Consider the following 24,084-nt stretch of genomic DNA (forward strand, 5'->3'; position numbering starts at 1 on the left):
TTACTCCCCGCATACCGGCAACTTCTTCGTTTCGTAAGCGAGAACGGCCTTAAACTCCATATGACGCTCTTTGATACTTAACTCGCACAGCGAGTCGCGTACCATTAACGTCAATCTCCGTGCTGTCAGACATAACACCATGATTGCCACCAGGGCACCCGCCGCCATCATACGCTTCCCTGCGCATACCACTGTCTATTTAACCAGCGAAAATCATTTTTAAGAAAACGTTCAGACGGTCTACATTCCCGGGAAGGTCACGCTGTTGCCCGGCGCTTCGCGATGCAGGTGGATAAAGTTCAGATGGCGCTCGTACTGATCGAGAATATCGGTGATCACCTGCTCCTTGCTGTAGTCCATCAGGTCATTGCCCTGGCTCCCTTCCAGCAGGAAGGTCTCCAGACGATAGTAGGTCGACTTGCCGCTACGCGCCCGATAGGTAAAGCCGGGAATGGAATACTGCTGCGGCCAGATCTGATAAACAAAGTTCTGCTCATCGCCCATATGAACCAGCAGATCGAGGTGGCCCAGGAGGTCCCCCTCTTTCGGCGGCAGGCTTTTCAGTTCGACGTAAGCGCCGCGCAACTTAAGTTCCTGCGCCACCTCTTCCATCGCCGGGAAACAGACCGTCTCCATCATCTGGCGGGTATAGCGCGTACCGGGGTAGTTCATCAGACGCGACAGGCGCTTCTTCCAGCTCAGACGATCCTGCACGCCCAGCGGACGTGGGGCAGTATCACGATTGGCACTCTCGCGGCGATAATCTTCCACCTTCAGTGACTTATACAACCCCGCCATCACGAAAAAGATCACGAAACTAAACGGCAGTCCCATAATCACCGTGGCGTTCTGCAGGGCGGAAATACCGTTGGTCATCAGCATCCCGAGGGTCAGTAAACCAATCACCACTGACCAGAAAATCCGTAACCAGTTAGGCGCATCGCTGTTGATATCCTTCAGCTTCGAGGTGAAATTGCCCAGTACCAACGCCCCGGAATCGGCGGAGGTGACATAAAACAACAGGCCGGTGATCGTCGCGACCGAAGCGCTAAAAGTAAACGCCGGATACTGTGCCAGCAGGTTATAGAAGCCGCGCTCCGGATGCGCGACTGCCTCCGCGGCAAAGGCCGCATTGCCGTGGATGATTTCATACAGCGCGCTGTTGCCGAACACCGACAGCCACAGCAGCGTAAAGGTGAACGGAATAATCAGCGTCCCCAACACGAACTGACGGATGGTGCGCCCGCGCGAAATACGCGCCAGGAACAGCCCGACAAACGGCGACCACGCCACCCACCACGCCCAGAAGAACAGGGTCCAGTTGTTCATCCACTCTACCGGGCGGTCGAAGGCGAAACTGTTAAGCGTCATGCCCATAAAGCGATTCACATAGTCGCCGACGTTAAGCACCAGCGCATTGAGCAGAAACTCGGTATCACCCATAAACAGGATGAACAGAATCAGCCCTAGCGCCAGCATCACATTCAGCTCGGAAAGAATACGAATGCCTTTATCGACCCCGGAGGTTACAGAAATGGTGGCGATAATCACCGACAGCACAATAAGCGCCGCTTTCGCCCCCAGCGAATCCGGAATATCGAACAGCACGTTGAGGCCGTAGTTGAGCTGCACAACGCCAATCCCAAGAGTGGTGGCGATACCAAAAATCGTCCCGATCACCGCGGCGATATCCACGCTGTGACCAATAGGACCATTAATCTTGTTGCCGAAGATCGGATAGAGCGCAGAGCGGATGGTGAGCGGCAAATTATAACGATAGCTAAAGTATCCCAGCGCCATCCCCATCAGGGCATACATCGACCAGCCGGTCAGCCCGTAGTGAAACAGCGTCCACACCATCGCCTGGCGCGCCGCCTCCATGGTCTGCCCCGCCCCTTCCGGCGGCTGCATATACTGGGTCACCGGCTCGGCGACAGAGAAGAACATCAGGTCGATGCCGATCCCGGCGGCAAACAGCATTGCCGCCCAGCTCAGCACGCTAAACTCCGGTTTCGAGTGCTCCGGTCCGAGCTTCACCGACCCGAAGCGCGAGCAGGCAATGCACACCACAAACACGATATACAGCGTCGCGGCCAGTAGATAATACCAGCCAAAAGTCTTTGAAACCCAGTTCAGGGTACGGCCAATCCAGGCCGCGGAAAAATCGCTGAAGAAGAGAGTCATCAGGGAAAACAACAAAATCAGTCCCGCGGAAGTATAAAAAACCACCGGATTGACTTTGTCCTTTTCTCTGCTCGGCGAAAGGTCTGTCATCCATTCTCCTTACTGTTTTTGCAACTATTAAAATCAAAATCCGCAACAATTAAGACACACTTTATATTGAACGTCCAATCAAAAACCGCTTTAATATATAAACAAAGCTGATGAATAGAGTCTGAAATATGCCCAAACTGGGGATGCAACCGATACGGCAGCGGCAGCTGATTGACGCCACGCTGGCCGCCATTAATGAAGTGGGAATGCACGATGCCACCATCGCGCAGATTGCCCGACGGGCTGGGGTATCCACCGGCATCATCAGCCACTATTTCAAGGATAAGAACGGGCTGCTGGAAGCGACGATGCGTGATATCACCGGCCAGCTGCGCGAGGCAGTACTGAGCCGCCTGCACGCCCTGCCCGCAGCCTCCCCGCAGGAGCGGTTGCGCGCCATCGTGGCGGGCAACTTCGATGACAGCCAGATAAGCAACGCGGCGATGAAAGCCTGGCTCGCCTTTTGGGCCAGCAGCATGCATCAACCGATGCTCTATCGCCTGCAGCAGGTCTGCAGCCGGCGCCTGCTGTCGAACATTGTCTACGAGTTCCAGCGCGCCCTGCCGCGCGAAGCGGCGCAGGAGGCCGGTTACGGTCTTGCCGCGCTGATCGACGGGCTGTGGCTACGCGCGGCGCTAAGCGGTAATCCGCTGGATAAAGCCCGCGCTGAAACGCTCGCCGAACACTTCATCAGCCAGTATTTGCCACCGACTTCTCACTAACGGAGGACCCATGTCCCGAATGGCCGAACAACAGCTTTATATCCACGGTGGTTATGTTTCCGCCACCAGCGGTAAAACCTTCGAGACCATCAACCCCGCCAGCGGGGAAGTTCTGGCGATCGTCCAGGCCGCCGGTCGCGAAGACGTCGACCGGGCGGTAAAAAGCGCCCAGAAAGGGCAAAAAATATGGGCGGCAATGAGCGCCATGGAACGCTCGCGCATTCTGCGCAACGCAGTCGATATTCTGCGCCAGCGCAATGACGAACTGGCGCGTCTGGAGACCCTCGACACCGGCAAACCGCTGAGCGAAACCGCCGCCGTTGATATCGCCACCGGCGCTGACGTGCTGGAGTACTACGCGGGCCTGATCCCGGCGCTGGAAGGCAGCCAGATCCCGCTGCGCGAGAGTTCCTTCGTCTATACCCGCCGGGAACCGCTGGGCGTGGTCGCCGGGATCGGCGCCTGGAACTACCCGATCCAGATAGCCTTATGGAAATCGGCTCCGGCGCTGGCCGCCGGTAACGCGATGATCTTTAAACCGAGCGAAGTCACCCCGCTCAGCGCCCTGAAGCTGGCGGAAATCTACCGTGAAGCGGGCCTGCCGGAAGGCGTGTTTAACGTACTGCCGGGGATCGGCGCCGAAACCGGGCAGTATCTCACCGAGCACCCGGATATCGCCAAAATCTCCTTTACCGGCGGCATCGCCAGCGGCAAAAAAGTGATGGCCAACTCCGCCGCCTCCTCTCTGAAGGAAGTGACCATGGAGCTGGGCGGCAAATCGCCGCTGATCGTCTGCGAAGACGCCAGCCTCGACCTCGCCGCCGACATCGCAATGATGGCCAACTTCTACAGCTCAGGCCAGGTCTGCACCAACGGCACCCGCGTGTTTATTCCGACGCGCTTTAAAGCGGCATTTGAAGAGAAAATCCTCGCCCGCGTGGCGCGTATTCGCCCCGGCGATCTGTTTGAGGAAAGCACCAACTTCGGGCCGCTGGTGAGTTTCCCGCACCGCGAAAACGTGCTGCGCTACATCAAGAGCGGCAAACAGCAAGGCGCCCGTCTGCTATGCGGCGGCGATGTCCTGAAAGGGGCCGCGTTCGACCACGGCGCGTGGGTCGCCCCGACGGTATTTACCGACTGTCACGATCGGATGACCATCGTGCGCGAAGAGATCTTCGGCCCGGTGATGTCGATTCTGACCTACGACGACGAAGCCGAAGTGATTCTCCGCGCCAACGCCACCGAATACGGCCTCGCCGCCGGTGTCGTCACCCCGGATCTCAACCGCGCCCACCGCATCATCCACCAGCTGGAAGCGGGTATTTGCTGGATCAACAGCTGGGGCGAATCCCCGGCGGAGATGCCGGTCGGCGGCTACAAGCACTCCGGCATTGGCCGCGAAAACGGCGTGCAGACCCTGCAGAACTACACCCAGGTAAAATCCATCCAGGTTGAGATGGGTCAGTTTCAATCCATATTTTAACCAGGAGGTCATTTTTGCAATTTGACTACATCATTATTGGTGCCGGTTCCGCCGGCAACGTACTGGCGACACGACTGACGGAAGATCCTGACACCACCGTCCTGCTGCTGGAAGCAGGCGGCCCGGATTATCGTTTCGACTTCCGCACCCAGATGCCCGCCGCGCTGGCCTTTCCGTTACAGGGCCGGCGTTATAACTGGGCCTACGAGACCGAACCTGAACCGCATATGAACAACCGCCGCATGGAGTGCGGACGCGGAAAAGGCCTCGGCGGATCCTCGTTGATTAACGGCATGTGCTATATCCGTGGCAACGCCATGGACCTCGACAACTGGGCCACCGCGCCGGGGCTGGCCCAGTGGAGCTACCTCGACTGCCTGCCCTACTACCGCAAAGCGGAAACCCGCGATATCGGCGCCAACGAATATCACGGCGGCGATGGCCCGGTGAGCGTCGCCACACCAAAGCAAGACAACAATCCGCTGTTCCATGCAATGGTGGAAGCCGGCGTGCAGGCCGGTTATCCGCGAACCGAGGACCTTAACGGCTATCAGCAGGAGGGCTTTGGCCCGATGGATCGCACCGTGACGCCGCAGGGGCGTCGCGCCAGCACCGCTCGCGGCTATCTCGACCAGGCCCGCGAACGTCCCAATCTGACCATCCGCACCCACGCGCTGACCGATCATATTATTTTCGCCGGCAAGCGCGCCGTTGGCGTCGAGTGGCTGGAGGGCGACAGCACCGCGCCATCAAAAGCCACCGCCAATAAAGAAGTGCTGCTCTGCGCGGGCGCCATCGCCTCACCGCAGATCCTGCAACGCTCCGGTGTCGGTAACCCGGAACTGCTGCGTCAGTTCGATATTCCGCTGGTTCACGCCCTGCCCGGCGTCGGTGAAAACCTGCAAGATCATCTGGAGATGTATCTCCAGTACGAATGCAAAGAGCCGGTGTCGCTCTACCCGGCGCTACAGTGGTGGAATCAGCCGAAAATCGGCGCCGAGTGGCTGTTCGCTGGCACCGGTGTCGGCGCCAGTAACCAGTTTGAAGCAGGCGGGTTTATTCGCAGCCGGGAGGAATTTGCCTGGCCGAACATTCAGTACCACTTCCTGCCGGTAGCGATTAACTACAACGGCTCCAACGCGGTGAAGGAGCATGGCTTCCAGTGCCACGTGGGGTCCATGCGCTCCCCAAGCCGCGGCCACGTTCGGCTCAAATCGCGCGACCCGCATGCTCATCCGGCCATTCTGTTTAACTATATGTCCAGCGAACAGGACTGGCAGGAGTTCCGCGACGCGATTCGCATTACCCGCGACATCATGAATCAGCCGGCGCTGGATAAATATCGCGGTAGGGAGATAAGCCCGGGCCTGGACTGTCAGAGCGATGCTGAACTGGATGAGTTCGTGCGCAACCACGCGGAGACCGCCTTCCACCCCTGCGGCACCTGTAAAATGGGCTACGACGAGATGGCGGTGGTCGATGGTGAAGGCCGGGTGCACGGGCTGGAAGGCCTGCGGGTGGTCGACGCCTCGATCATGCCGCAGATTATTACCGGCAATCTTAACGCCACCACCATCATGATTGGCGAAAAAATGGCCGACGCCATTCGCGGCCGTCAGCCGCTGCCGAAAAGCACGGCGGCCTATTATGTCGCTAATGGCGCGCCGGTTCGACGCTGAGCATGGCGACGGTGTCGACGTCACGTTGAACGCTGCTAAACCGTGCTGATATGCATGCCGGGCGCCTTGCCCGGCAATGCCAGAAAATAACGCGCAGTCGCCACACGCTTCCAACCGTTTTAGCTGTCGCCCACTGACCGTACTGATTCATTTCCGGCATGACCTTACCCCATTGATTGGTAACCAAATAGTTATATCAAGTTGCAATGTGCCCGGAAACCACGCCGCCGTTTTTTTCGTTTATAACTCAAGCGTATTGGTTATTCTTTTTCCGCATAAGCTTATCGGTATTTTGACTTTACGACGACAGTGAAGCGGCCTAACGTAGCGAAGCATAAATAATCAAAACAACATTTTTCAGGGATTGCTCATGACCAAAAAACTGCTGCCTTTACTGGTGCTGACCGCGCTCTCCGCTGGCGTCCATGCCGCTACACCGCCAACTACCCTGGTCGTTGCCCAGGGACTCGACGATATTGTCAGCCTCGACCCGGCGGAAGCCAATGAGCTGTCCAGTATTCAGACGGTGCCGAGCCTGTATCAGCGCCTGGTTCAACCGGACCGCGACAACCCTGAAAAAATCACCCCGATTCTGGCGGAAAGCTGGCAGGCAGATCCGGCCGCCAAAACGCTGACCATCAAGCTCAAGCCCGACGCTAAATTTGCCTCCGGCAACCCGCTACGCCCGGAAGATATTATTTTCTCTTACACTCGTGCGGTCACACTGAATAAGTCCCCGGCCTTTATCCTCAACGTGCTCGGCTGGCAGCCGGACAACATCGCCAGCCAGCTGAAAAAGGTGGATGACCACACGCTGGAGCTGCACTGGACCGCCGACGTCAGCCCGGCGGTTGCGCTGAATATCCTCTCCACACCGATCGCCTCCATCGTCGATGAAAAGCTGGTGGCCCCGAACGTCAAAGATAACGACTTCGGCAACAGCTGGCTGAAAATGCACTCCGCGGGCAGCGGCGCGTTCAAAATGCGCGTCTATCAACCGCATCAGGCTATCGTGCTGGAAGCCAACGACAGCTCGCCGACCGGTGCACCGAAGCTGAAAAACGTGATTATTAAGAACGTCCCTGACCCGGCGTCTCGCCGCCTGCTGATTCAACAGGGCGATGCCGACGTTGCCCGCGATCTCGGGGCCGATCAGATAGCGGCTCTGCAGGGCAAACCGGGCGTCACGGTGCTGAGCATTCCGTCCGCCGAGCAGAACTACCTGGCGTTCAACACCGGCAACAGCGCCAACCCGCTGCTGAAAAACCCGGCCTTGTGGGAAGCGGCACGCTGGCTGGTGGATTACGACGGCATCACCAAAGATCTGCTCAAGGGCCAGTATTTCGTCCATCAGAGCTTCCTGCCGGTCGGTCTGCCGGGCGCGCTGGACAACAATCCGTTTAAATTTGACCCTGAGAAAGCCAAAGCGATCCTCGCCAAAGCCGGGATCAAAGATGCCCACTTCACCCTTGATGTTGAAAACAAACCACCGTTCATCACCATCGCCCAGTCGATGCAGGCCAGCTTTGCCCAGGGCGGCGTGAAGATCGATCTGCTGCCGGCCGCCGGTAGCCAGGTGTATGCCCGGGTACGAGCGAAGCAGCACCAGGCGGCGATTCGTCTGTGGATCCCTGACTACTTCGACGCCCACTCCAACGCCAGCGCCTTCGCATGGAATGACGGTAAATCCAGCACCGTCGCCGGCCTGAACGGCTGGCAGATCCCCCAGCTGAACAAAGAGACCCAGGCCGCGGTCGCCGAAGCGGATCCGGCAAAACGACTCGATCTGTATAAAAAAATGCAGGAAGAGCTGCAGCGCAGTTCGCCTTACGTCTTCGTTGATCAAGGGAAAACCCAGATCGTGGTCCGCGATAACGTCAAAGGTTATCAGCAAGGTCTGAACGCCGACATGGTCTGGTATGACCGGGTAACCAAGTAACCCAGGCAGCCCGGACAGGCGCGACGCTGACCGGGCTACAACAGATCGCACCAGCTGATAACACTGCATTTTTTACCGACGGAATAACCATGTCTGCTGTTTTACCTACCAGAGCAGAGCGGCGCAGCGCGCGCCCTCTGCTCGCGCTGTTTCAGGGGCTGTTCACCCTGGCGCTGACCCTGCTCGGTCTGCTGCTGGTGACCTTTGCGCTCTCGGCGCTGTCGCCGGTTGACCGGGTGCTGCAAATCGTTGGCGATCATGCCAGCCAGTCCACCTACGATCAGGTTCGCCACCAGCTCGGACTCGACCGCGCCCTGCCGGTGCAGTTCTGGCATTACCTGGTCAACCTGGCCCACGGCGATCTGGGCATTGCCAGCTCCACCGGCCAGCCGGTGCTGCAGGATCTGCTCGCCACCTTTCCCGCCACCCTCGAACTGGCCACGCTGGCGCTAATCGTCGGCGCGCTGCTTGGAGTTATCTCCGGCGTGCTGTGCGCGCGCTACGTGGGGTCGCCGTGGGATCTGGCGGTTCGCACCTTTACCCTGATCGGCAACTCGGTGCCCATTTTCTGGCTCGGCCTGCTGATGCTGGCGCTGTTCTACGCCAGGCTGCAATGGACGCCAGGCCCCGGACGACTGGACGATATTTATCAATATACCGTCGAGCCCCGGACCGGCTTCGTGCTGATCGACACCTGGCTCTCCGGCGATAAAGCCGCGTTCAAAAACGCCATCGGCCACCTGCTGCTGCCGGTGCTGCTGCTGGGATACTATTCGCTGGCCAGCATTACCCGCCTGACCCGTTCCGCCTGCCTTAGCGAGATGAACAAAGAGTACATCCTGCTGGCCCGCGCCAAAGGGGCCAGCGAGATGACGATTCTGCTGCGCCACGTGCTGCCCAACATCCGTGGCACCCTGCTGACGGTGATCGCGCTGGCCTGGACCTCGATGCTTGAAGGGGCGGTCCTGACCGAAACCGTCTTCTCCTGGCCGGGAATTGGCCGCTACCTGACCACCGCGCTGTTTGCCGGCGATACCACCGCCATCATGGGCGGCACCTTGCTGATTGGCGCCAGTTTTGTCTTCATTAATAACCTCACCGACCTGCTGGTCCGGTTGACCGACCCGAGGGTGCGCTGATGCCGGCCTATCTGTTTTTGCGTCGCCTGCGTCGCTCCCCCGCTGCCTTTTGCGGGCTGGCGATTATCACGTTGCTGCTGCTGGTGGCGCTATTCGCCCCCTGGCTGGCGCCGCTCGACCCCAACTGGCAGGATGCTGCCGCGCGGTTACAGGGGCCAGGTGCGCAGCACTGGCTAGGCACCGACAGCTATGGCCGCGACCTGCTGTCACGTCTGATTTACGGCGCGCGCCCGGCGTTGGGGCTGGTGGCGCTGGTCACCCTTATCACCCTGCCCGTCGGTCTGCTGGTGGGGATTTTATCCGGCTATTACGGCGGCTGGCTGGAGCGGATTCTGATGCGCTTCACCGACGTGGTGATGTCAATGCCGCGTCTGATCCTCGCCTTTGCCTTTGTCGCCATGCTCGGGCCGGGACTGGTTAACGGCGCGCTAGCGCTGGCCCTCACCACATGGCCGGCCTATGCCCGTCAGGCACGCAGCGAAATTCAACGCCTGCGCCACAGTGATTATCTGGCCGCCGCCGAAATGATGGGGATCCGCGGCTGGCGTTTGCTGGTCGGCCATATTCTGCCGCTGTGCCTGCCTTCGGCTATCGTGCGGCTGGCGCTGGACCTGGCGGGGATTATTCTTGCTGCCGCCGGGCTGGGCTTCCTTGGCCTCGGCGCGCGTCCGCCGATGGCGGAATGGGGGGCGATGATTGCCGACGGCATGCAGGTCATTTTCGATCAGTGGTGGATTGCCGCCGCCCCTGGCGCGGTGATCCTGATTGCCAGCCTCGCATTTAACCTGCTGGGCGATGGCCTGCGCGATGTTCTGGAGCCACAACATGACTGATACCCGACTCTCCGTTCGCGGGCTGTGCATCGACTACCCTGCCGCCCGGGTGGTGAATAACGTCAATTTTAGCCTCGGCAACGAGCGGCTGGCGCTGGTAGGGGAGTCCGGCTCGGGAAAATCCATGACCGCCCGCGCCCTGATGGGGCTGGTACGCAAGCCGGGGGTAGTCAGCGCCGAGACGCTGAACGTGCTGGGACACGACCTTCTGACCCTCAATGACCGCGGCTGGCGGGCGCTGCGCGGCAACGATATCGCCATGATTTTGCAGGACCCACGCTATGCGCTGAACCCGGTGCAAAGCATTCAGGCGCAACTGGAAGAAGCGTTAACGCTGCATCAGCGCCTGAGCCGCCGCGCCCGGCTGGAGGCGGTAAAAGCCGCCGTAAATGCCGTTGGCCTCGATCTCCCGGTGCTTAGCCGCTATCCCGGCGAACTCTCCGGTGGGATGGGCCAGCGGGTGATGATCGCCATCGCGCTGCTTAACAACCCGAAAGTGCTGATTGCCGACGAACCCACCTCGGCGCTCGACTCCCGACTGCGTAATCAGATACTCGAACTTCTGGTGGAACAGTGCGAACAGCGGCAAATGGCAATGCTGTTAATAAGCCACGACCTGCCGCTGGTGGCGGAACATTGCCAGCGGGTGCTGGTGATGTATCAGGGCATGCAGGTGGATGAGATGCCGGCGCGGGAACTGCCTCAGGCGACCCATCCTTATACCCGCACGCTCTGGACCTGCCGCCCCGATGCCGGCACCTATGGCCAGATGTTGCCGACGCTCGACAGAACCCTGAATTTTACGGAGGCGGCACATGGCAGTCGTTAATCTCGATGCATTGCAGGTCAATTTTGCCGATAAAACGGCAGTTTCCGCCGCCAGCTTCAGCGTTGAGGCGGGGGAAACCTTCAGCCTGATCGGCGCCTCCGGCTGCGGGAAATCGACCATTTTACGGGTGCTCGCCGGTCTTCAGCGCGAGTGGCATGGCCGGGTCGAGCTCTTCGATAAGGCCATCACCCCCGGCGTGCGTTTTCAGGGGGCATTGCGGCGCAACGTGCAGATGGTATTTCAGGATCCCTACGCGTCGTTGCATCCCAATCATACGCTGTGGCGCACCCTGGCAGAGCCGCTGAAAATTCATGGTATCGACGAGATTACGCAACGGGTGACCACCGCACTGGAACAGGTAGGGCTGCCGGCGGATGCCGTCCAACGCTATCCGCATCAGCTCTCCGGCGGCCAGCGTCAGCGCGTGGCGATTGCCCGCGCCCTGCTGCTGCGCCCGCAGATCCTGCTGCTGGATGAGCCAACCTCGGCGCTGGATATGTCGGTGCAGGCGGAAATCCTGAATCTGCTGAACCGCTTGAAACAGGAGCACGGAATGACCTATCTGCTGGTCAGCCACGATGCCGATGTGATTGCCCATATGTCAGACCGGGCAGCCTTTATGGCGCAAGGGGTGATTCAGCGCTTCTTCGATCGTGAAGCGCTGGCGAACGGTGAACATCGGATGGGGTAAGGTTTTCCCGGGTAAGGCGTTGACGCCGCTACCCGGGAATCGTACTGCGCGGAAGTTACTTCGCCAGGCTGGCAAAGCGGGTGAAGACGCTGTCGAAAATCGCCAGCCCTTTCGCCACCTGTTCGGCGCTGATGGTGCATGGCGGCACCACATGGATACGGTTTTCCACCACAAACGCCAGCAGACCGGCCTCGGTTAACGCGCCTTTAATCGCCGCCATATCTGCGGCGGTTAACGCCGTTTTCTGCTCACGATTGCTGACCAGTTCCAGCGCCTGGAACAGGCCACGGCCGCGCACGTTACCGATAATCGCGTGTTTCTCCGCCAGCGCTTCCAGCCCCGGACGCAGCACCTCATTGCCGATGGTCGCCGCGTTCTCCACCACTTTCTCTTCTTTCATCGCGTCAATGGTGGCGACAATCGCCGCCATCGCCAGCGGATGGCCGGAATAGGTCAGCCCCCCGGCAAAGAAATGGTCGTCAAAGTAGCGGGCGATAGGCTCGCTGATCAACACCCCGCCCGCCGGTACATACCCGGCGTTCACCCCTTTAGCGAAGGTCACCAGATCCGGCACGATGCCGTCCTGTTCGAAGGCAAACCAGCTACCGGTACGCCCAAACCCGGCCATCACCTCATCAAGGATCAGCACGATGCCAAACTCATCGGCCAGTGCCCGCACGCCTTGCATATAACCGTCAGGCGGCACCAGGATCCCGGCGGTTCCCGGAATCGACTCCAGCAGAATAGCAGCAATGGCGGTCGGGCCTTCACACTCGATCATTCTGCGCAGATGGGCCAGCGCGCGCTGACACTCTTCCTCTTCCGTCAGCGCGTTAAATTCGCTGCGATAGAGGTACGGGTTAAAGAAGTGCACGTGTCCGCGTGAATATTCGTTCGGTACGCGACGCCAGTCGCCGGTGGCGGCAATCGCGCTACCGGTATTGCCGTGGTAGGAGCGGTAGGCCGACAGCACTTTATCGCGCCCGGTGTACAGCCGCGCCATCCGGATGGCGTTCTCGTTTGCGTCCGCCCCGGCGTTGGTGAAAAACACCTTACTGAAGCCTTCCGGCGCCAGCTCGACGATGCGTTTGGCCGCTTCGCCACGCGCCAGGTTGGCGGTGGCCGGCGCAATGGTCACCAGTTCATCCATCTGCGCTTTCATGGCCGCCAGCACACGAGGATGCTGATAGCCGATGTTGACGTTGACCAGTTGGCTGCTGAAATCAAGGTAGATATTGCCTTCGTAGTCCCACAGTTCACAGCCTTTAGCCCCGGCAATCACCAGCGGATTGACATTGCCCTGTATCGACCACGAATGAAAGACATAAGCGCGATCCAGTTGGCGTACTTCATCGTTGCTTACCGTAACATCGTTCTGTAATGCCAGCTTCATACCCTGCCCTCTCTCATGTCGTTGTTGTTGGATTCATCATTGGCTGCACAGCGGGAAAACGGATAGAGCCAGTGCGAGGAAAATGATGTGACACCGTGTCACATCGCCATAGCGCGACTGGCTCTGTGCCCGTCAGAAAGGCTTTTTTATAGTGGGACGACAACCTGCACAGGAGCATGAAATGACAACGAGCAAAGTGGTGTTTATTACCGGGGCAACCTCGGGATTTGGGGAAGCGGCAGCACAGATCTTTGCCGAGGCGGGCTGGTCATTGGTTCTCAGCGGGCGTCGTTTCGAGCGGCTGAAGACATTACAGGATAAACTCGCCGCGCAAGTCCCGGTGCATATTATCGAACTCGACGTCCGCGACAGCGACGCGGTGGCGGCAGCGGTGGCGGCTCTTCCCGCTGAATTTGCCGATGTGACCACGCTGATCAATAACGCCGGGCTGGCGCTGTCGCCGCTGCCGGCGCAGAAGGTCGATCTGGAAGACTGGAAAACGATGATCGATACCAATGTCACCGGGTTGGTGAACGTCACTCACGCGCTGCTGCCAACGCTGATTAACCACGGCGCCGGTGCCAGCATCATTAATATCGGCTCTATCGCTGGCCAGTGGCCCTATCCGGGCAGCCACGTATATGGTGCCAGCAAAGCCTTTGTGAAGCAGTTTAGCTATAACCTGCGCTGCGACCTGCTCGGGACCGGCGTGCGCGTCACCGACCTGGCTCCGGGCATTGCCGAGACAGAATTTACCCTGGTGCGCACCAAAGGCGACCAGGCGGCGTCGGATAATCTGTATCGCGGCACCACCCCGCTGAGCGCGATGGATATTGCCGAACAGATGTTTTACATCGCCACCCTGCCGGACCATATGAATATCAACCGTGTTGAAGTGATGCCGGTACGTCAGGCCTGGCAGCCGTTCGCCATTGACCGCGATTAATACCGGTTCTACACATAAAAACGCCGCCTCCAGGGCGGCATTCTTATTACCGGCTGCTTTGCAAAAACTGTCTGACGCGTTCGGACTCCGGGTTGGTGAAAAACTTCTCCGGGGGCGCTTTCTCAATCAACAATCCTTTTTCAAGAAACACCACTTCATCTGAAACCTGACGAGCAAAATCCATTTCGTGAGTCACCACCACCATGGTGTATCCCTCTGCCGCCAGCGCCTTCATCACCCCCAGCACCTCATTGACCAACTCGGGGTCCAGCGCCGACGTCGGCTCATCAAACAGGATCACCTCCGGCGACATCGCCAGCGAACGGGCAATCGCCACCCGCTGTTTCTGTCCGCCGGACAGGGTAATCGGCCAGGCATCGGCTTTGTGCGCCATCCCCACCTTTTCCAGCTGCTGCAGGGCGATGGCATTGGCCTCATCGCGCTTCATGCCTTTGACACGAAGCAGCGCTTCGCTGACATTCTGCTGCACGCTCAGGTGCGGCCACAGGTTAAAGCTCTGAAACACCATCCCCACCCGCTCGCGAATCTTTGACAGCTGGCGGTGGGACATGGCCTTACCATTTTGTTCGTCAATCCCCAGACGCTGGCCGCCGATGTGGATCTCGCCGCGATCCGGCTGCTCCAGCCAGTTCATACAGCGCAGAAGCGTCGATTTACCGGAGCCAGACGAGCCTAAAATACTCACCACCGACCCTTTTTCAACCGTCAGGTTGATATCGCGCAGCACCTCAATATTATCAAACTGCTTGGAGACGTTTTTAATACTCACAGCCGTTGTATCAGGCATGACTCATTCCTCTTTTGGCTCCCAGAGCGCTCAGTCGTTTTATCAACAGCTCCAGCACAATGCTGACGGCCCAGTACAACGCAATGGCGACAATAAACGCGTTAAACGGGATGAAATAGGTCGCCTGGACGCTGTTGGCCGCGGCGGTAATCTCCTGAACGGTGATAATGCTCAAAAAAGCAGTATCCTTCAGGCAAATAATCAGCTGGTTCCCCAGTAGCGGTAATGCCGATGAGACGATATTCGGCAAAATAATTCGCCGGAAAATTTGATAACGCGAAAAACCCTGGGCGACGGCGGCTTCGATATAGCCCCCGGAAAAGACCCGGCGCTGGCTGCGCAATATTTCAAAGAAATAGGCGCCGTGGTAAATAATTAACGCAATCAGTCCGGCGGTCCATGCTTCCATACTGATCCCGACTTCCGGCAATCCGTAATAGAGCAAATAGGCCAGAATCAGAAAAGGAATAGCCCGCATTAAGCTGACAAAGCCAACAATTAACCGGTTCAGGGTCTTTTTCTGATATTCGGTTAAATAGCACAAGACGATTCCGGCGATAAATCCAACGACGGCCGCCGTAATAAAAAGCTCAAGGGTGGCGAGTAATCCCGCAATAAAGCTGTCGCGCACTGACCAGATAACGGCCCACTGATTCATAGATCCTCCTGTAATTATCGCGCCAGGCGTTTAGCTTTGCGTTCCGCGATGCTTTGCAATTTCAGCAGCGTACCGATAAGCACGACGTACAGCAGACCCGCCGCAAGGATCGGCGACAAGGGTTCGTAAGTGACGGATGAAATTCGGTTGGTCACGCGGGTCAAATCGACCACGCCGATCACCGCGATCGCCGGGCTGCCTTTGATCAGGAACGACATTTCGTTGACCAGTGCCGGCAGGCTCTCGATCCACATCTGTGGCAGCATGATGTAGCGGAAATAGGTCCAGCGCCCCATCCCCACGGACTCTGCCGCTTCGCGCTGTTCACGAGGGAAAGTGCGGAAAGCGTTACGCCAGATTTCCGCGTTAAATGCCGATGTGTTGAGGGTCAGCGCGACGATAGCCGCCATGTTTTTGTCGAGGTTGATCCCCACGGTAGGCAGCGAGAGAAACAGAAACAGTACCAGCGTCACCAGCGGCGTGGCGCGGGCCAGGCTGATATACACTACCAGCAGTTGATCGATAACCGGCAGGCGTAACATCCGCACCAGCGCAATCAGCAAGCCAATCACCACCCCAAAAGTAATCGCAATAGCCGAGATCCAGAGGGTCGTCCATGCGCCTTCAATCAGTAACTGCCAGGAAATTGCATCCATAGAGCCCTCCTTCGCATTAACACGCGGCGGTTGCCCGCCGCCATTTGTCAGAAACCAGCCAGCTTATGGAACTGTTCCGGGTTGGTAATCGGCTCTGTCGGGAGGTCATCGTAGGTTTCGCCAAACCATTTTTTCTGCAGCTCGGCGAGCTTGCCGGTCTCACGCATATGGTTCATAAATTTGGTCATATAGGCCAACAGCTGCGGTGAGTTTTTCGGAATCGGCCACGCCATATAGCCAGGACCAGACACCGGTAGCCCCTTGGCGAAGACCTTCGGTTTGGCTTTTGCGAGGTCGTTAACCGAAATGACCACGTTAATCACGTAATCGAGGCGCTTATTAGCCAGGTCGGCGTAGGCTTCCGGGTAGGAAGGGTATTCCACCACAGGGCCCAGCTTGCCGCCGCCTTTCTCGAGCATCGCTTTCAGCTCCGGCAAACGCGCCAGCAGCGCACTGCCCGCCTGAACCCCCACTTTTTTACCGCTGAGGTCGGCAATGGTATTCAGTGAATTATCACCGGCACGTTTAACAAAATAGTGCTGAGCGGACGCCCACGGCGGGGTGAAATCAAACACTTTCAGACGGTCGTCGGTAATCACCGCCCCGGTTAACGCCATATCGTACTGGCCGGTTGATACCGCCGCTAATAATCCGGTCCACGGTAAAATACTTTGCTCAACATGGAATTTTGCATATTTGCGCAATTCATCTAGCATATCTTTGTTGAAGCCATCGGCCTGGCCGTTATTCATAAAGTTAAAAGGCGCGTAATCATCTTCCGTCGCGACTTTCAGGGTGCCGGACTTTTCAATTTCCGGAAGATCTGCGGCGACTGCGTGATAAGAAAAGGCCATTGCCATTACGGCGCCAAGACACATTGAACCTAATGATTTTTTCATCAATCCACCCCTAAATTAATTCGCCAGACGTGTTCATTCCCGAACATGAAAAGGTTTTGCAAAATATGTGCCGATGGACGTTCCGGTCCGCGGCTGATGAATACATTTTTAATGTAGAGACGGTTTTAAATTTCTCGATAGAGCCAGATTCATTACGGGGATGTGTCAGTCAATTTCAGGGTGGTATGGAATTTGCTCCAGTTCCTGTAGCACGCGTTTGCGTAAGGAGCTGAGCATGATCCGACACCTGTTACACGTTGATTTCGACCCGCACCGCGGTTTGCAGGAGCAGGTGCGCGAGACGCTGATTAACGCCATTCTGGGCGGGATTTTTTCCGCCGATACCCCGCTCCCTTCCTGCCGCCAGTTGGCCAGCCAGCTGCGGGTCTCGCGCAATACCACCGCGCTGGTGTTTGAAAGTCTGGTGAACGAGGGCTATCTGATCAGCCGCCCGCGCAGCGGGTATTATCTGCATCCGGATTACCAGCATTCCCCTGCCGCGACCATGGATACTGCACCGCCACGCGAGAGTTCTGCACCACGATGGGGCACACGACTGCAGATCACCCCCAGCCAGCAGGAGTCGATTCTCAAACCGGCGGGCTGGATGAACTACCGCTATCCGTTTATCTACGGGCAGCCGGACACCCGCCAGTTCCCGTTGGCTACCTGGCGTTCGGCGGCCAACTGGCTGCACGGCGGCGTGCGCGACCCGGCATGGGTGGTGGACCATATCGACCAGGATGTGCCGATGCTGATTGAGCAGATCCGCACCCGGGTGTTGCCGAAGCGCGGGATTGTGGCGGCGCCGGATGAGATCCTGATTACCCTCGGTTCGCAAAATGCGCTGTACCTGCTGACCCGCCTGCTAATGTCAGCGAAGACCCGCGTGGGCGTGGAGAATCCCTGTTTTCGCGAGGCCATCAACACCTTCCTGCTCGCCGATACCGATATTGTGCCGCACCCGGTGGATGAACAAGGCATTGTTCTTAACGATGCCCCTTGCGATTACTACTACGTTACCCCCGGCCACCAGGTGCCGACCGGAGTAGCGATGAGCAAGGCGCGACGCAGCCAGCTGCTGGAGCATGCCGCCCGCCACGACGCGGTGATTATTGAGGATGATTACGACTCGGAAAGTAACTTTATGCTCAACCCGCTGCCGGCGCTGAAGGCCAGCGACCGCAGCGGCAGAGTGGTATACGTCAGCAGCCTGTCAAAAGCGCTGTCGCCGGGCCTGCGGCTGGGCTTTATGGTCGCCGACCCGGACCTGATTGACGAAGCCCGGGCGTTACGCCGGCTGGTGTATCGTCATCCGCCGACCAATATTCAGTATCAGATGGCCCATTTCCTCGCCCAGGGCCACTACGAAACCCATCTGCGACGCTACCATTACGACTCCGCCCAGCGCTGGGATCGCCTGCATAATGCCCTGCAACACTACATGCCGGAGTGCCGGATTATTGCCGGCAGCGAACATGCCAATGCCTTCTGGCTGGCGACCCCGGAGCAGATCAACACCCAGCAGTTGACCTGGCGCGCCGCCCACGCAGGCGTGCTGATTGAGCCCGGCGCGCGGCATTTTCTTAGCGATGCGCCACCGGGTAACTTCTTCCGCATGGGATTCCACGCCATTAACCCCGATGCCATCGAGCAAGGGGTCGACGTGCTGCGCGGGCAGCTGGCGCAGATGGGTTAGCGCAGCGCCACCGGGGTGTGGTGTCAGGCGTCGCTTATACCGCTTTCGCGTACTGCAGCATCACCTGCAGCAGCACGTTCGCCCCGGCGGTAACATGCTCCGGTGAGGCATACTCGATTTCGTTGTGGCTGATACCGTCCTTACAGGGGATAAAAATCATCCCGGTGGGCGCCAGATAGCTCATATACACCGCATCATGCCCGGCCCCGGAGACAATTTCCCGTGCCGGATACCCCAGACGCTGCGCGGCCCCGGCAATCGCCGCCTGACACTCAGGGTGGAACGGTGCCGCCGGATAATGGCTCACCTCTTTCAGCGCTACCGTCAGCCCGCTCTCCTGCTCGACGTGGTCGATAAACGCCCGCAGCTGGCAATCCATCTCATCTACCAGCGCATCGCTGAGATTGCGCATATCAATAGAAAATGTCACCTCACCCGGCACCACGTTGCGGCTATTCGGATGAACCTGCACCATCCCCACCGTGCCGCGCCCCTCGGTGCTACGCCCGGCAATCGCCACCACTTCCTGCATAATGCGGGTTGCCACCTGCAACGCATCCTGGCGCAGACGCATCGGCGTTGGCCCGGCGTGGGAGGCCTGGCCGGTCACCACGCAGTCGTACCAGCGGATCCCCAGCACGCCCTGCACGATGCCGATAGTTTTCTCTTCATCTTCCAGAATCGGCCCCTGTTCGATATGCGCTTCGAAGTAGGCACCAATCGGATGATCCCCCGGCGTCTCGCTGCCGATATAGCCGATCCGCGCCAGCTCCTCGCCGACGGTTTTACCTTCTGCATCCTTCGCGGCGTAGATCGTCTCCAGCGGGAAGACACCAGCAAACACTCCGGAGCCCATCATCACCGGCACAAAGCGTGAGCCCTCTTCGTTGGTCCAGAACACCACTTCAATCGGCACTTCGGTTTCCATCTGCAGATCGTTCAGGGTGCGTACCACCTCCAGCGCCGCCAGCACGCCGTAGTTGCCATCAAATTTACCGCCGGTCGGCTGGGTATCAATGTGGCTGCCGGACACCACCGGCGGCAGCTCTGGGTTACGCCCTTCCCGGCGCATAAACACGTTACCGATTTTATCCACGGTAACGCTCATCCCGGCCGCTTGCGCCCAGCCAATCACCAGATCCCGCCCCTGACGATCGAGGTCGGTCAGGGTCAGGCGACAGCAGCCGCCCTTCGGCGTGGCGCCGATTTCCGCCAGCGTCATCAGGGAATCCCACAGACGTTCGCCATTAATACGGCAGGCGGCGGTCTCGGTTACGGGAGTAAAAAGGACATCACTGCTCATATTGGTCTCCTTGCATCAATGCGCTGGCCAGCGCGACCAGCAGACGATCGCTGCCGCGCGGCCCTAAAAGTGAGATACCCAGCGGCAGACCGCCCACCTGGGCGACCGGCAACGTCACCTGCGGCCGTCGGGTCATCACCGAAATTAACAGCAGATCGTGAGAAAGGCGGCGTACCGCTTCGATCTCTTCCGCCTGCGCCGTCAGCAGCGGCGCCCCATCGGGAACGGTCGGCATCACCAGCACCGCATCACCGAGCTGTTGATCCCACCAGGCGCTAAAACGCTCGCGCTGCTGGCAGGCAGCTTCAAACTGGGCGGGGGTCACCGCTTTGCCCCAGAAGAAGCGTTCGCGCACGTCCGGCCCCAGCTGCAGGCCATAACGCTCAATGGTCTCGCCCTGCGACTGCCACGCCTCGTAGCCCTGAATCTGGCGAAAGGCGAGATAGATCTCGTCCACGTCCGGCAGCGGCGCGCTCAGCGCGGTGACCGGCCCGAACTCACGGCTGATTCGTTGGCGCACCGGCTGCAGCGCCTGCAGGCTGCGCAGCGGCAAACGGGAAAACAGGCCATCGTGGCTTGCCAGTTGCACGTTCTCGATATCCGCAGACGCCTCGCCCAGCAGACAATCCGCCACGGCGGAGAAAACCGTGGCTGAACGGGCAAAGAAACCGCAGGTATCCATGGTGGCGCACAGCGGCTGGCAGCCGTCGAGGGAGAGACGACCGTGGGTAGGGCGCAGGCCGTACAATCCGCAGTAGCTAGCCGGCGTGCGCACCGAGCCGCCGGTATCGGTGCCGAGAGCAAAATCGCAGGCGTCATTCGACACCGCCGACGCCGACCCCGACGACGAGCCGCCGGGAATATGGTTCGGCGCGGCACCGTTGCGCGGCGTGCCGTAATGCACGTTGTGCCCGCTCATGGAGTACGCCAGCTCGCTGGTGTGGGTTTTACCGATAAAGCGCGCGCCGTTGTCCAGCAACGTCTGCACCACCGGCGCGGTGCGGTTTTTCATTCCCGACAGCGCCAGCAGATGCGGATTGCCGCCGCCGGTCGGGTAGCCCGCCACATCGAACAAATCTTTGACCGCAAAGGTCATCCCGCTCAGCGGCCCGCTTAACGCATGGGCCACCGGATGCGCCGGATAGGGCATAAAGGCGCGAAGATCATCCTGCATAGTGGTTTCCTCTGTGCTTCAGGCGTACAGCGCCCGGTGTTCAACGGACGGACTGAGCGCCCGCCAGCGATGGCAGCTCACCACGTGGCGCGGCCCGACTTGATCGGTGGCGGGCTGGCTCTGGGTACAGGCCGGCTGCGCGTACGGGCAGCGTTCAGCAAAGGCGCAACCGGGCGGCAGGTGTGAGAGATCCGGCGGCGCGCCGGGAATACAATGCAGCTTATCGCCCTTCTTCAGCCCCTCTTTCGGCCGGCTGCCCAGCAGCACCTGGGTATAGGGGTGGCGAGGACGATATAAAATGTCCTCTATCGACGCCTCCTCGACGATGCGCCCGGCATACATCACCGCCACCCGGTCGGCGATCTCCACCGCCGCGCCGATATCGTGAGTCACAAAAATAATCGACAGATCGCGCTGCTTTTGCTGCTCGCGCAGCAGGATCAGGATCTGGATTTGCACCGTGGCATCCAGCGCGGTGGTCGGCTCATCCGCCAGCAGCAGTTGCGGATTACAGGAGAGCGCGAGGGCAATCATCGCCCGCTGGCGCATCCCGCCGGACATCTCGTGCGGATAGGCATCCAGCCGCCGCTCCGGGCTGGGGATGCGCACCTGACGCAACGCCTCCAGCGCCCGCTCCCGCGCCGCCTGACGCGACAGCCCTTCGTGACGGCGAAGGCCTTCAACAATCTGCTGCCCGACGGTGTAGACCGGGTCGAACGCCAGCAGCGGCTCCTGGAAAATCATCGCACAGCGCGCGCCACGGTAGCGTCGCAGCTGCGAGGCACTCATGGTCAGCACCTCCTCCTCCCCGACTTTCAGGGTGCCGGAAAGGACGCTGCTTTTCGGCGGATGCAGGCGCATCAGGGCGCGTAGGGTGACGCTTTTCCCGGACCCGGATTCGCCAATCAGCGCCATCACTTCACCTTTTTGCACATCGAAAGAGACGCCGTTGACCGCGTTGACCGTCTGACCGTCGCGGCGAAACTCGACCCGCAGATCGCGGATGTGGACATAAGCATCATGCGACATGGTTCACCTCCTGGATGGCGATGTTCTGGTGCCAGGGCGAGGCGGGTTGCGCCATCAGGCAGGCGCTTTGATGCCCCTCGCTAATGTTTTCAAGCTTCGGCTTCATCTGCGAGCACACCGCTCTGGCATGCGGACAGCGGGTATGGAAGCGACAGCCGGAGGGTGGGGAAATCGGGCTCGGCGGATCGCCGTTCAATGGCGAGTTCAGAGTGCGCTGCTGCGGGTCCATCGACGGCATCGAGCTTAATAAAGCGCGGGTATAGGGGTGGGCCGAGGCGGTGAACAGCTGTTCCGCGGGGCCAATCTCCACCACTTCACCGAGATACATCACCAGGATGCGGTCCGACAGCCAGCGCACCACGTGCAGGTCGTGGCTGATAAACACATAGGTCAGCTCAAGGGTGCGCTTCAGCTCCTGCAGCAGTTGCAGCACCTGGGCTTCCACCGATTTATCCAGCGCCGAGACCGCTTCATCGAGGATCACCAGTCGGGGTTTCATCGCCAGCGCGCGGGCGATATTCACGCGCTGACGCTGGCCGCCGGAGAGCGCATGGGGATAACGGTGAGCAAAGCGCCCCGGTTCAAGACCGACATGCGCCAGCAGATAGCGGGCATATTCGCTGGCCTCTTTGGCGCTGATGCCATGCACCCTCTGGCCGAAGGCAATGCTCTCTTCCATAGTCATGCGCGGATTCAGCGAGGCGTAGCTATCCTGGAACACCATCTGCACCTGACGGCGATACGCTTTCATCGGCAGGCGCGATGAGCCGACCTCCAGACCATCAAAGATCAGCTCGCCGCTGTCCTGTTTCAGGAGCTGCATCAGCAGGCGCGCGGTGGTCGATTTACCGCAGCCCGACTCCCCTACCACGCCGAGGGTTTCGCCTTTGAGCACCGTAAAACTGACGTCGTCCACCGCCTGCACCACGTCGCGGCCTTTGCCGCCGCCGGCGGGAAAGTGCTTGAGCAGATTATTGACCTTCAGCAGCGGCTGGGCCGGCCCGCCGAGGTCGGTATTGATAAAGGGTTGCATCGCTTACTCCTTAATCGCCATTGCCGCACGCAGGCGGTCCGCGAGGATATTGAACGAAATGGAGGTAATAAAGATCATCAGGCCAGGCAGCGCCGCCACCCACGGTTGGGTGTAGATAGCCGTGCGCAGGGTGTTCAGCATCAATCCCCACTCCGGCTCCGGCGGGCGCACCCCGAGGCCGAGAAACGACAGCCCGGAGGCGAGGATCATGCACACCGAAATCAGCCCGGTGGAGAAGACAAAAATCGGCCCCAGTACGTTGCCCAGCACCTGAACGCGAATGATGGTGAAGGCGCTGGCGCCGGTGGCCCGGGCGGCCTCGATATAGTCCATATGCCGCACCTGAGCGGTGACGCTCTCGGCGATGCGCGCCACCTGCGGGACAAACACCAGCGTCAGCGACAGCAGCGCGTTACCGATGCCCGCCCCCAGCGCGCCGGAGAGCGCTATCGCCAGCAGCACCGAAGGGAAAGCGTAGAAGACGTCGACGGTACGCATAATCAGAGTGTTGGTTTTGCCGCCCGCATAGCCGGCGATAATGCCGATTGCCCCACCGATAAAGAAGGCGAAGACCACCGGCACAATGCCCATAAACAGCGACAGACGGGTGCCAAGGATCAGCCGCGACAGCATATCGCGCCCGAGTTCGTCAGACCCCAGCGGGAAACCGTCGGTGCCTATCGGCTTGAGGCGTAAAAACATCGATGTCTGATACGGATCTTTTACGATCAGCCACGGGCCAAACAGCGCCAGCGCCAACAGGATAAGGATAATGGCCCCGACGAAGACGCCGCCGGGGTCGCGCAGTAAACGGCGCATCACGCCGCGCCAGTAGCCTTGTCTGGCGGGGGCAACGGGCGTCACGGCCATGCTTTTTGGGGTCACAGTATCCACCAT

The 24,084-nt window shown here is 59.4% G+C and carries 22 protein-coding genes; 10 read left to right on the top strand and 12 right to left on the bottom strand.

The features are described from left to right. Positions 1-171: a type I toxin-antitoxin system Hok/Gef family toxin gene (locus ACMYSN_RS08190; protein WP_462497637.1), complete on the bottom strand. Its 171-nt coding sequence runs from the start codon at positions 169-171 to the stop codon at positions 1-3. 69 nt (positions 172-240) lie between these two features. Next, positions 241-2,274 (bottom strand): choline transporter, encoded by a 2,034-nt coding sequence (locus ACMYSN_RS08195; RefSeq protein ID WP_462497638.1) that lies wholly within the window; start codon positions 2,272-2,274, stop codon positions 241-243. Between the two features lie 128 nt (positions 2,275-2,402). On the opposite strand from ACMYSN_RS08195, the gene betI reads away from it, so the two are divergent. From betI to ACMYSN_RS08235, 8 genes are all read left to right on the top strand, one after another. Continuing rightward, positions 2,403-2,996, top strand: a complete 594-nt coding sequence (gene betI / locus ACMYSN_RS08200) for a transcriptional regulator BetI (RefSeq protein WP_123755884.1) — start codon at positions 2,403-2,405, stop codon at positions 2,994-2,996. A gap of 10 nt (positions 2,997-3,006) precedes the next feature. Then, positions 3,007-4,479: a betaine-aldehyde dehydrogenase gene (gene betB / locus ACMYSN_RS08205; protein ID WP_462497639.1), complete on the top strand. Its 1,473-nt coding sequence runs from the start codon at positions 3,007-3,009 to the stop codon at positions 4,477-4,479. 14 nt (positions 4,480-4,493) lie between these two features. Beyond that, the gene (gene betA / locus ACMYSN_RS08210; protein WP_462497640.1) at positions 4,494-6,158 is read left to right on the top strand and encodes a choline dehydrogenase; all 1,665 of its coding nucleotides are present in this window, start codon (positions 4,494-4,496) and stop codon (positions 6,156-6,158) included. A 370-nt stretch (positions 6,159-6,528) separates the two neighbouring features. Further along, on the top strand, positions 6,529-8,097 hold the full coding sequence (locus ACMYSN_RS08215) for an ABC transporter substrate-binding protein (RefSeq protein ID WP_174508350.1): 1,569 nt from the start codon (positions 6,529-6,531) through the stop codon (positions 8,095-8,097). An 89-nt stretch (positions 8,098-8,186) separates the two neighbouring features. Continuing rightward, a complete protein-coding gene (locus tag ACMYSN_RS08220; RefSeq protein ID WP_254444076.1) occupies positions 8,187-9,236 on the top strand; it encodes an ABC transporter permease in 1,050 nt (349 codons plus the stop codon). Continuing rightward, positions 9,236-10,069: an ABC transporter permease gene (locus ACMYSN_RS08225; protein WP_462497641.1), complete on the top strand. Its 834-nt coding sequence runs from the start codon at positions 9,236-9,238 to the stop codon at positions 10,067-10,069. The genes ACMYSN_RS08220 and ACMYSN_RS08225 overlap by 1 nt, the downstream gene beginning before the upstream one ends. Beyond that, complete coding sequence (locus ACMYSN_RS08230; protein ID WP_462497642.1) at positions 10,062-10,898, top strand: ABC transporter ATP-binding protein; 837 nt, start codon at positions 10,062-10,064, stop codon at positions 10,896-10,898. Before ACMYSN_RS08225 ends, ACMYSN_RS08230 begins: the two co-directional genes overlap by 8 nt. Further along, entirely contained in the window at positions 10,885-11,589 is a 705-nt protein-coding gene (locus ACMYSN_RS08235; RefSeq protein ID WP_462497643.1) for an ABC transporter ATP-binding protein, read from the top strand. Before ACMYSN_RS08230 ends, ACMYSN_RS08235 begins: the two co-directional genes overlap by 14 nt. Positions 11,590-11,644: 55 nt before the next feature. Here the strand turns inward: ACMYSN_RS08235 and ACMYSN_RS08240 are convergent, their stop codons facing one another. Further along, positions 11,645-12,982 carry an aspartate aminotransferase family protein gene (locus ACMYSN_RS08240; protein WP_462497644.1) on the bottom strand — a complete coding sequence of 446 codons (1,338 nt, stop codon included), beginning with the start codon at positions 12,980-12,982 and terminating at the stop codon, positions 11,645-11,647. Between the two features lie 181 nt (positions 12,983-13,163). On the opposite strand from ACMYSN_RS08240, the gene ACMYSN_RS08245 reads away from it, so the two are divergent. Next, positions 13,164-13,928 carry a Rossmann-fold NAD(P)-binding domain-containing protein gene (locus tag ACMYSN_RS08245; RefSeq protein WP_462497645.1) on the top strand — a complete coding sequence of 255 codons (765 nt, stop codon included), beginning with the start codon at positions 13,164-13,166 and terminating at the stop codon, positions 13,926-13,928. A gap of 46 nt (positions 13,929-13,974) precedes the next feature. Here ACMYSN_RS08245 and ACMYSN_RS08250 read toward each other — a convergent pair whose 3' ends face one another. The 4 genes from ACMYSN_RS08250 to ACMYSN_RS08265 are packed head-to-tail and all read right to left on the bottom strand — an operon-like array spanning position 13,975 to position 16,949. Beyond that, positions 13,975-14,736, bottom strand: a complete 762-nt coding sequence (locus ACMYSN_RS08250; RefSeq protein ID WP_462497646.1) for an amino acid ABC transporter ATP-binding protein — start codon at positions 14,734-14,736, stop codon at positions 13,975-13,977. Beyond that, positions 14,729-15,394 (bottom strand): amino acid ABC transporter permease, encoded by a 666-nt coding sequence (locus ACMYSN_RS08255; RefSeq protein ID WP_434585983.1) that lies wholly within the window; start codon positions 15,392-15,394, stop codon positions 14,729-14,731. Before ACMYSN_RS08255 ends, ACMYSN_RS08250 begins: the two co-directional genes overlap by 8 nt. 14 nt (positions 15,395-15,408) lie before the next feature. Next, positions 15,409-16,050 (bottom strand): amino acid ABC transporter permease, encoded by a 642-nt coding sequence (locus ACMYSN_RS08260; protein WP_462497647.1) that lies wholly within the window; start codon positions 16,048-16,050, stop codon positions 15,409-15,411. Between the two features lie 47 nt (positions 16,051-16,097). After that, a complete protein-coding gene (locus ACMYSN_RS08265) occupies positions 16,098-16,949 on the bottom strand; it encodes a transporter substrate-binding domain-containing protein (RefSeq protein ID WP_123755871.1) in 852 nt (283 codons plus the stop codon). Positions 16,950-17,184: 235 nt separating this feature from the next. Between ACMYSN_RS08265 and pdxR the strand changes: the two genes are divergently transcribed. Further along, on the top strand, positions 17,185-18,648 hold the full coding sequence (pdxR, locus tag ACMYSN_RS08270) for an aminotransferase-like domain-containing protein (RefSeq protein ID WP_462497648.1): 1,464 nt from the start codon (positions 17,185-17,187) through the stop codon (positions 18,646-18,648). A 34-nt stretch (positions 18,649-18,682) separates the two neighbouring features. Here the strand turns inward: pdxR and ACMYSN_RS08275 are convergent, their stop codons facing one another. Genes ACMYSN_RS08275 through ACMYSN_RS08295 form a run of 5 tightly spaced genes read right to left on the bottom strand, consistent with a single transcriptional unit; the run spans position 18,683 to position 24,084 of the window. Next, positions 18,683-19,951 (bottom strand): Zn-dependent hydrolase, encoded by a 1,269-nt coding sequence (locus ACMYSN_RS08275; RefSeq protein ID WP_462497649.1) that lies wholly within the window; start codon positions 19,949-19,951, stop codon positions 18,683-18,685. Further along, positions 19,941-21,125 carry an amidase gene (locus ACMYSN_RS08280; protein ID WP_462497650.1) on the bottom strand — a complete coding sequence of 395 codons (1,185 nt, stop codon included), beginning with the start codon at positions 21,123-21,125 and terminating at the stop codon, positions 19,941-19,943. Before ACMYSN_RS08280 ends, ACMYSN_RS08275 begins: the two co-directional genes overlap by 11 nt. Before the next feature lie 18 nt (positions 21,126-21,143). Continuing rightward, on the bottom strand, positions 21,144-22,154 hold the full coding sequence (locus ACMYSN_RS08285; RefSeq protein WP_462497651.1) for an ABC transporter ATP-binding protein: 1,011 nt from the start codon (positions 22,152-22,154) through the stop codon (positions 21,144-21,146). Then, positions 22,144-23,187, bottom strand: coding sequence for an ABC transporter ATP-binding protein (locus tag ACMYSN_RS08290; protein ID WP_462497652.1), 1,044 nt, complete (start codon positions 23,185-23,187; stop codon positions 22,144-22,146). The genes ACMYSN_RS08285 and ACMYSN_RS08290 overlap by 11 nt, the downstream gene beginning before the upstream one ends. A 3-nt stretch (positions 23,188-23,190) precedes the next feature. Then, positions 23,191-24,084 (bottom strand): ABC transporter permease, encoded by an 894-nt coding sequence (locus ACMYSN_RS08295; protein WP_174508341.1) that lies wholly within the window; start codon positions 24,082-24,084, stop codon positions 23,191-23,193.

Source organism: Klebsiella sp. R445 (assembly GCF_051131755.1).
Taxonomy (GTDB): Bacteria; Pseudomonadota; Gammaproteobacteria; order Enterobacterales; family Enterobacteriaceae; genus Klebsiella; species Klebsiella lignicola.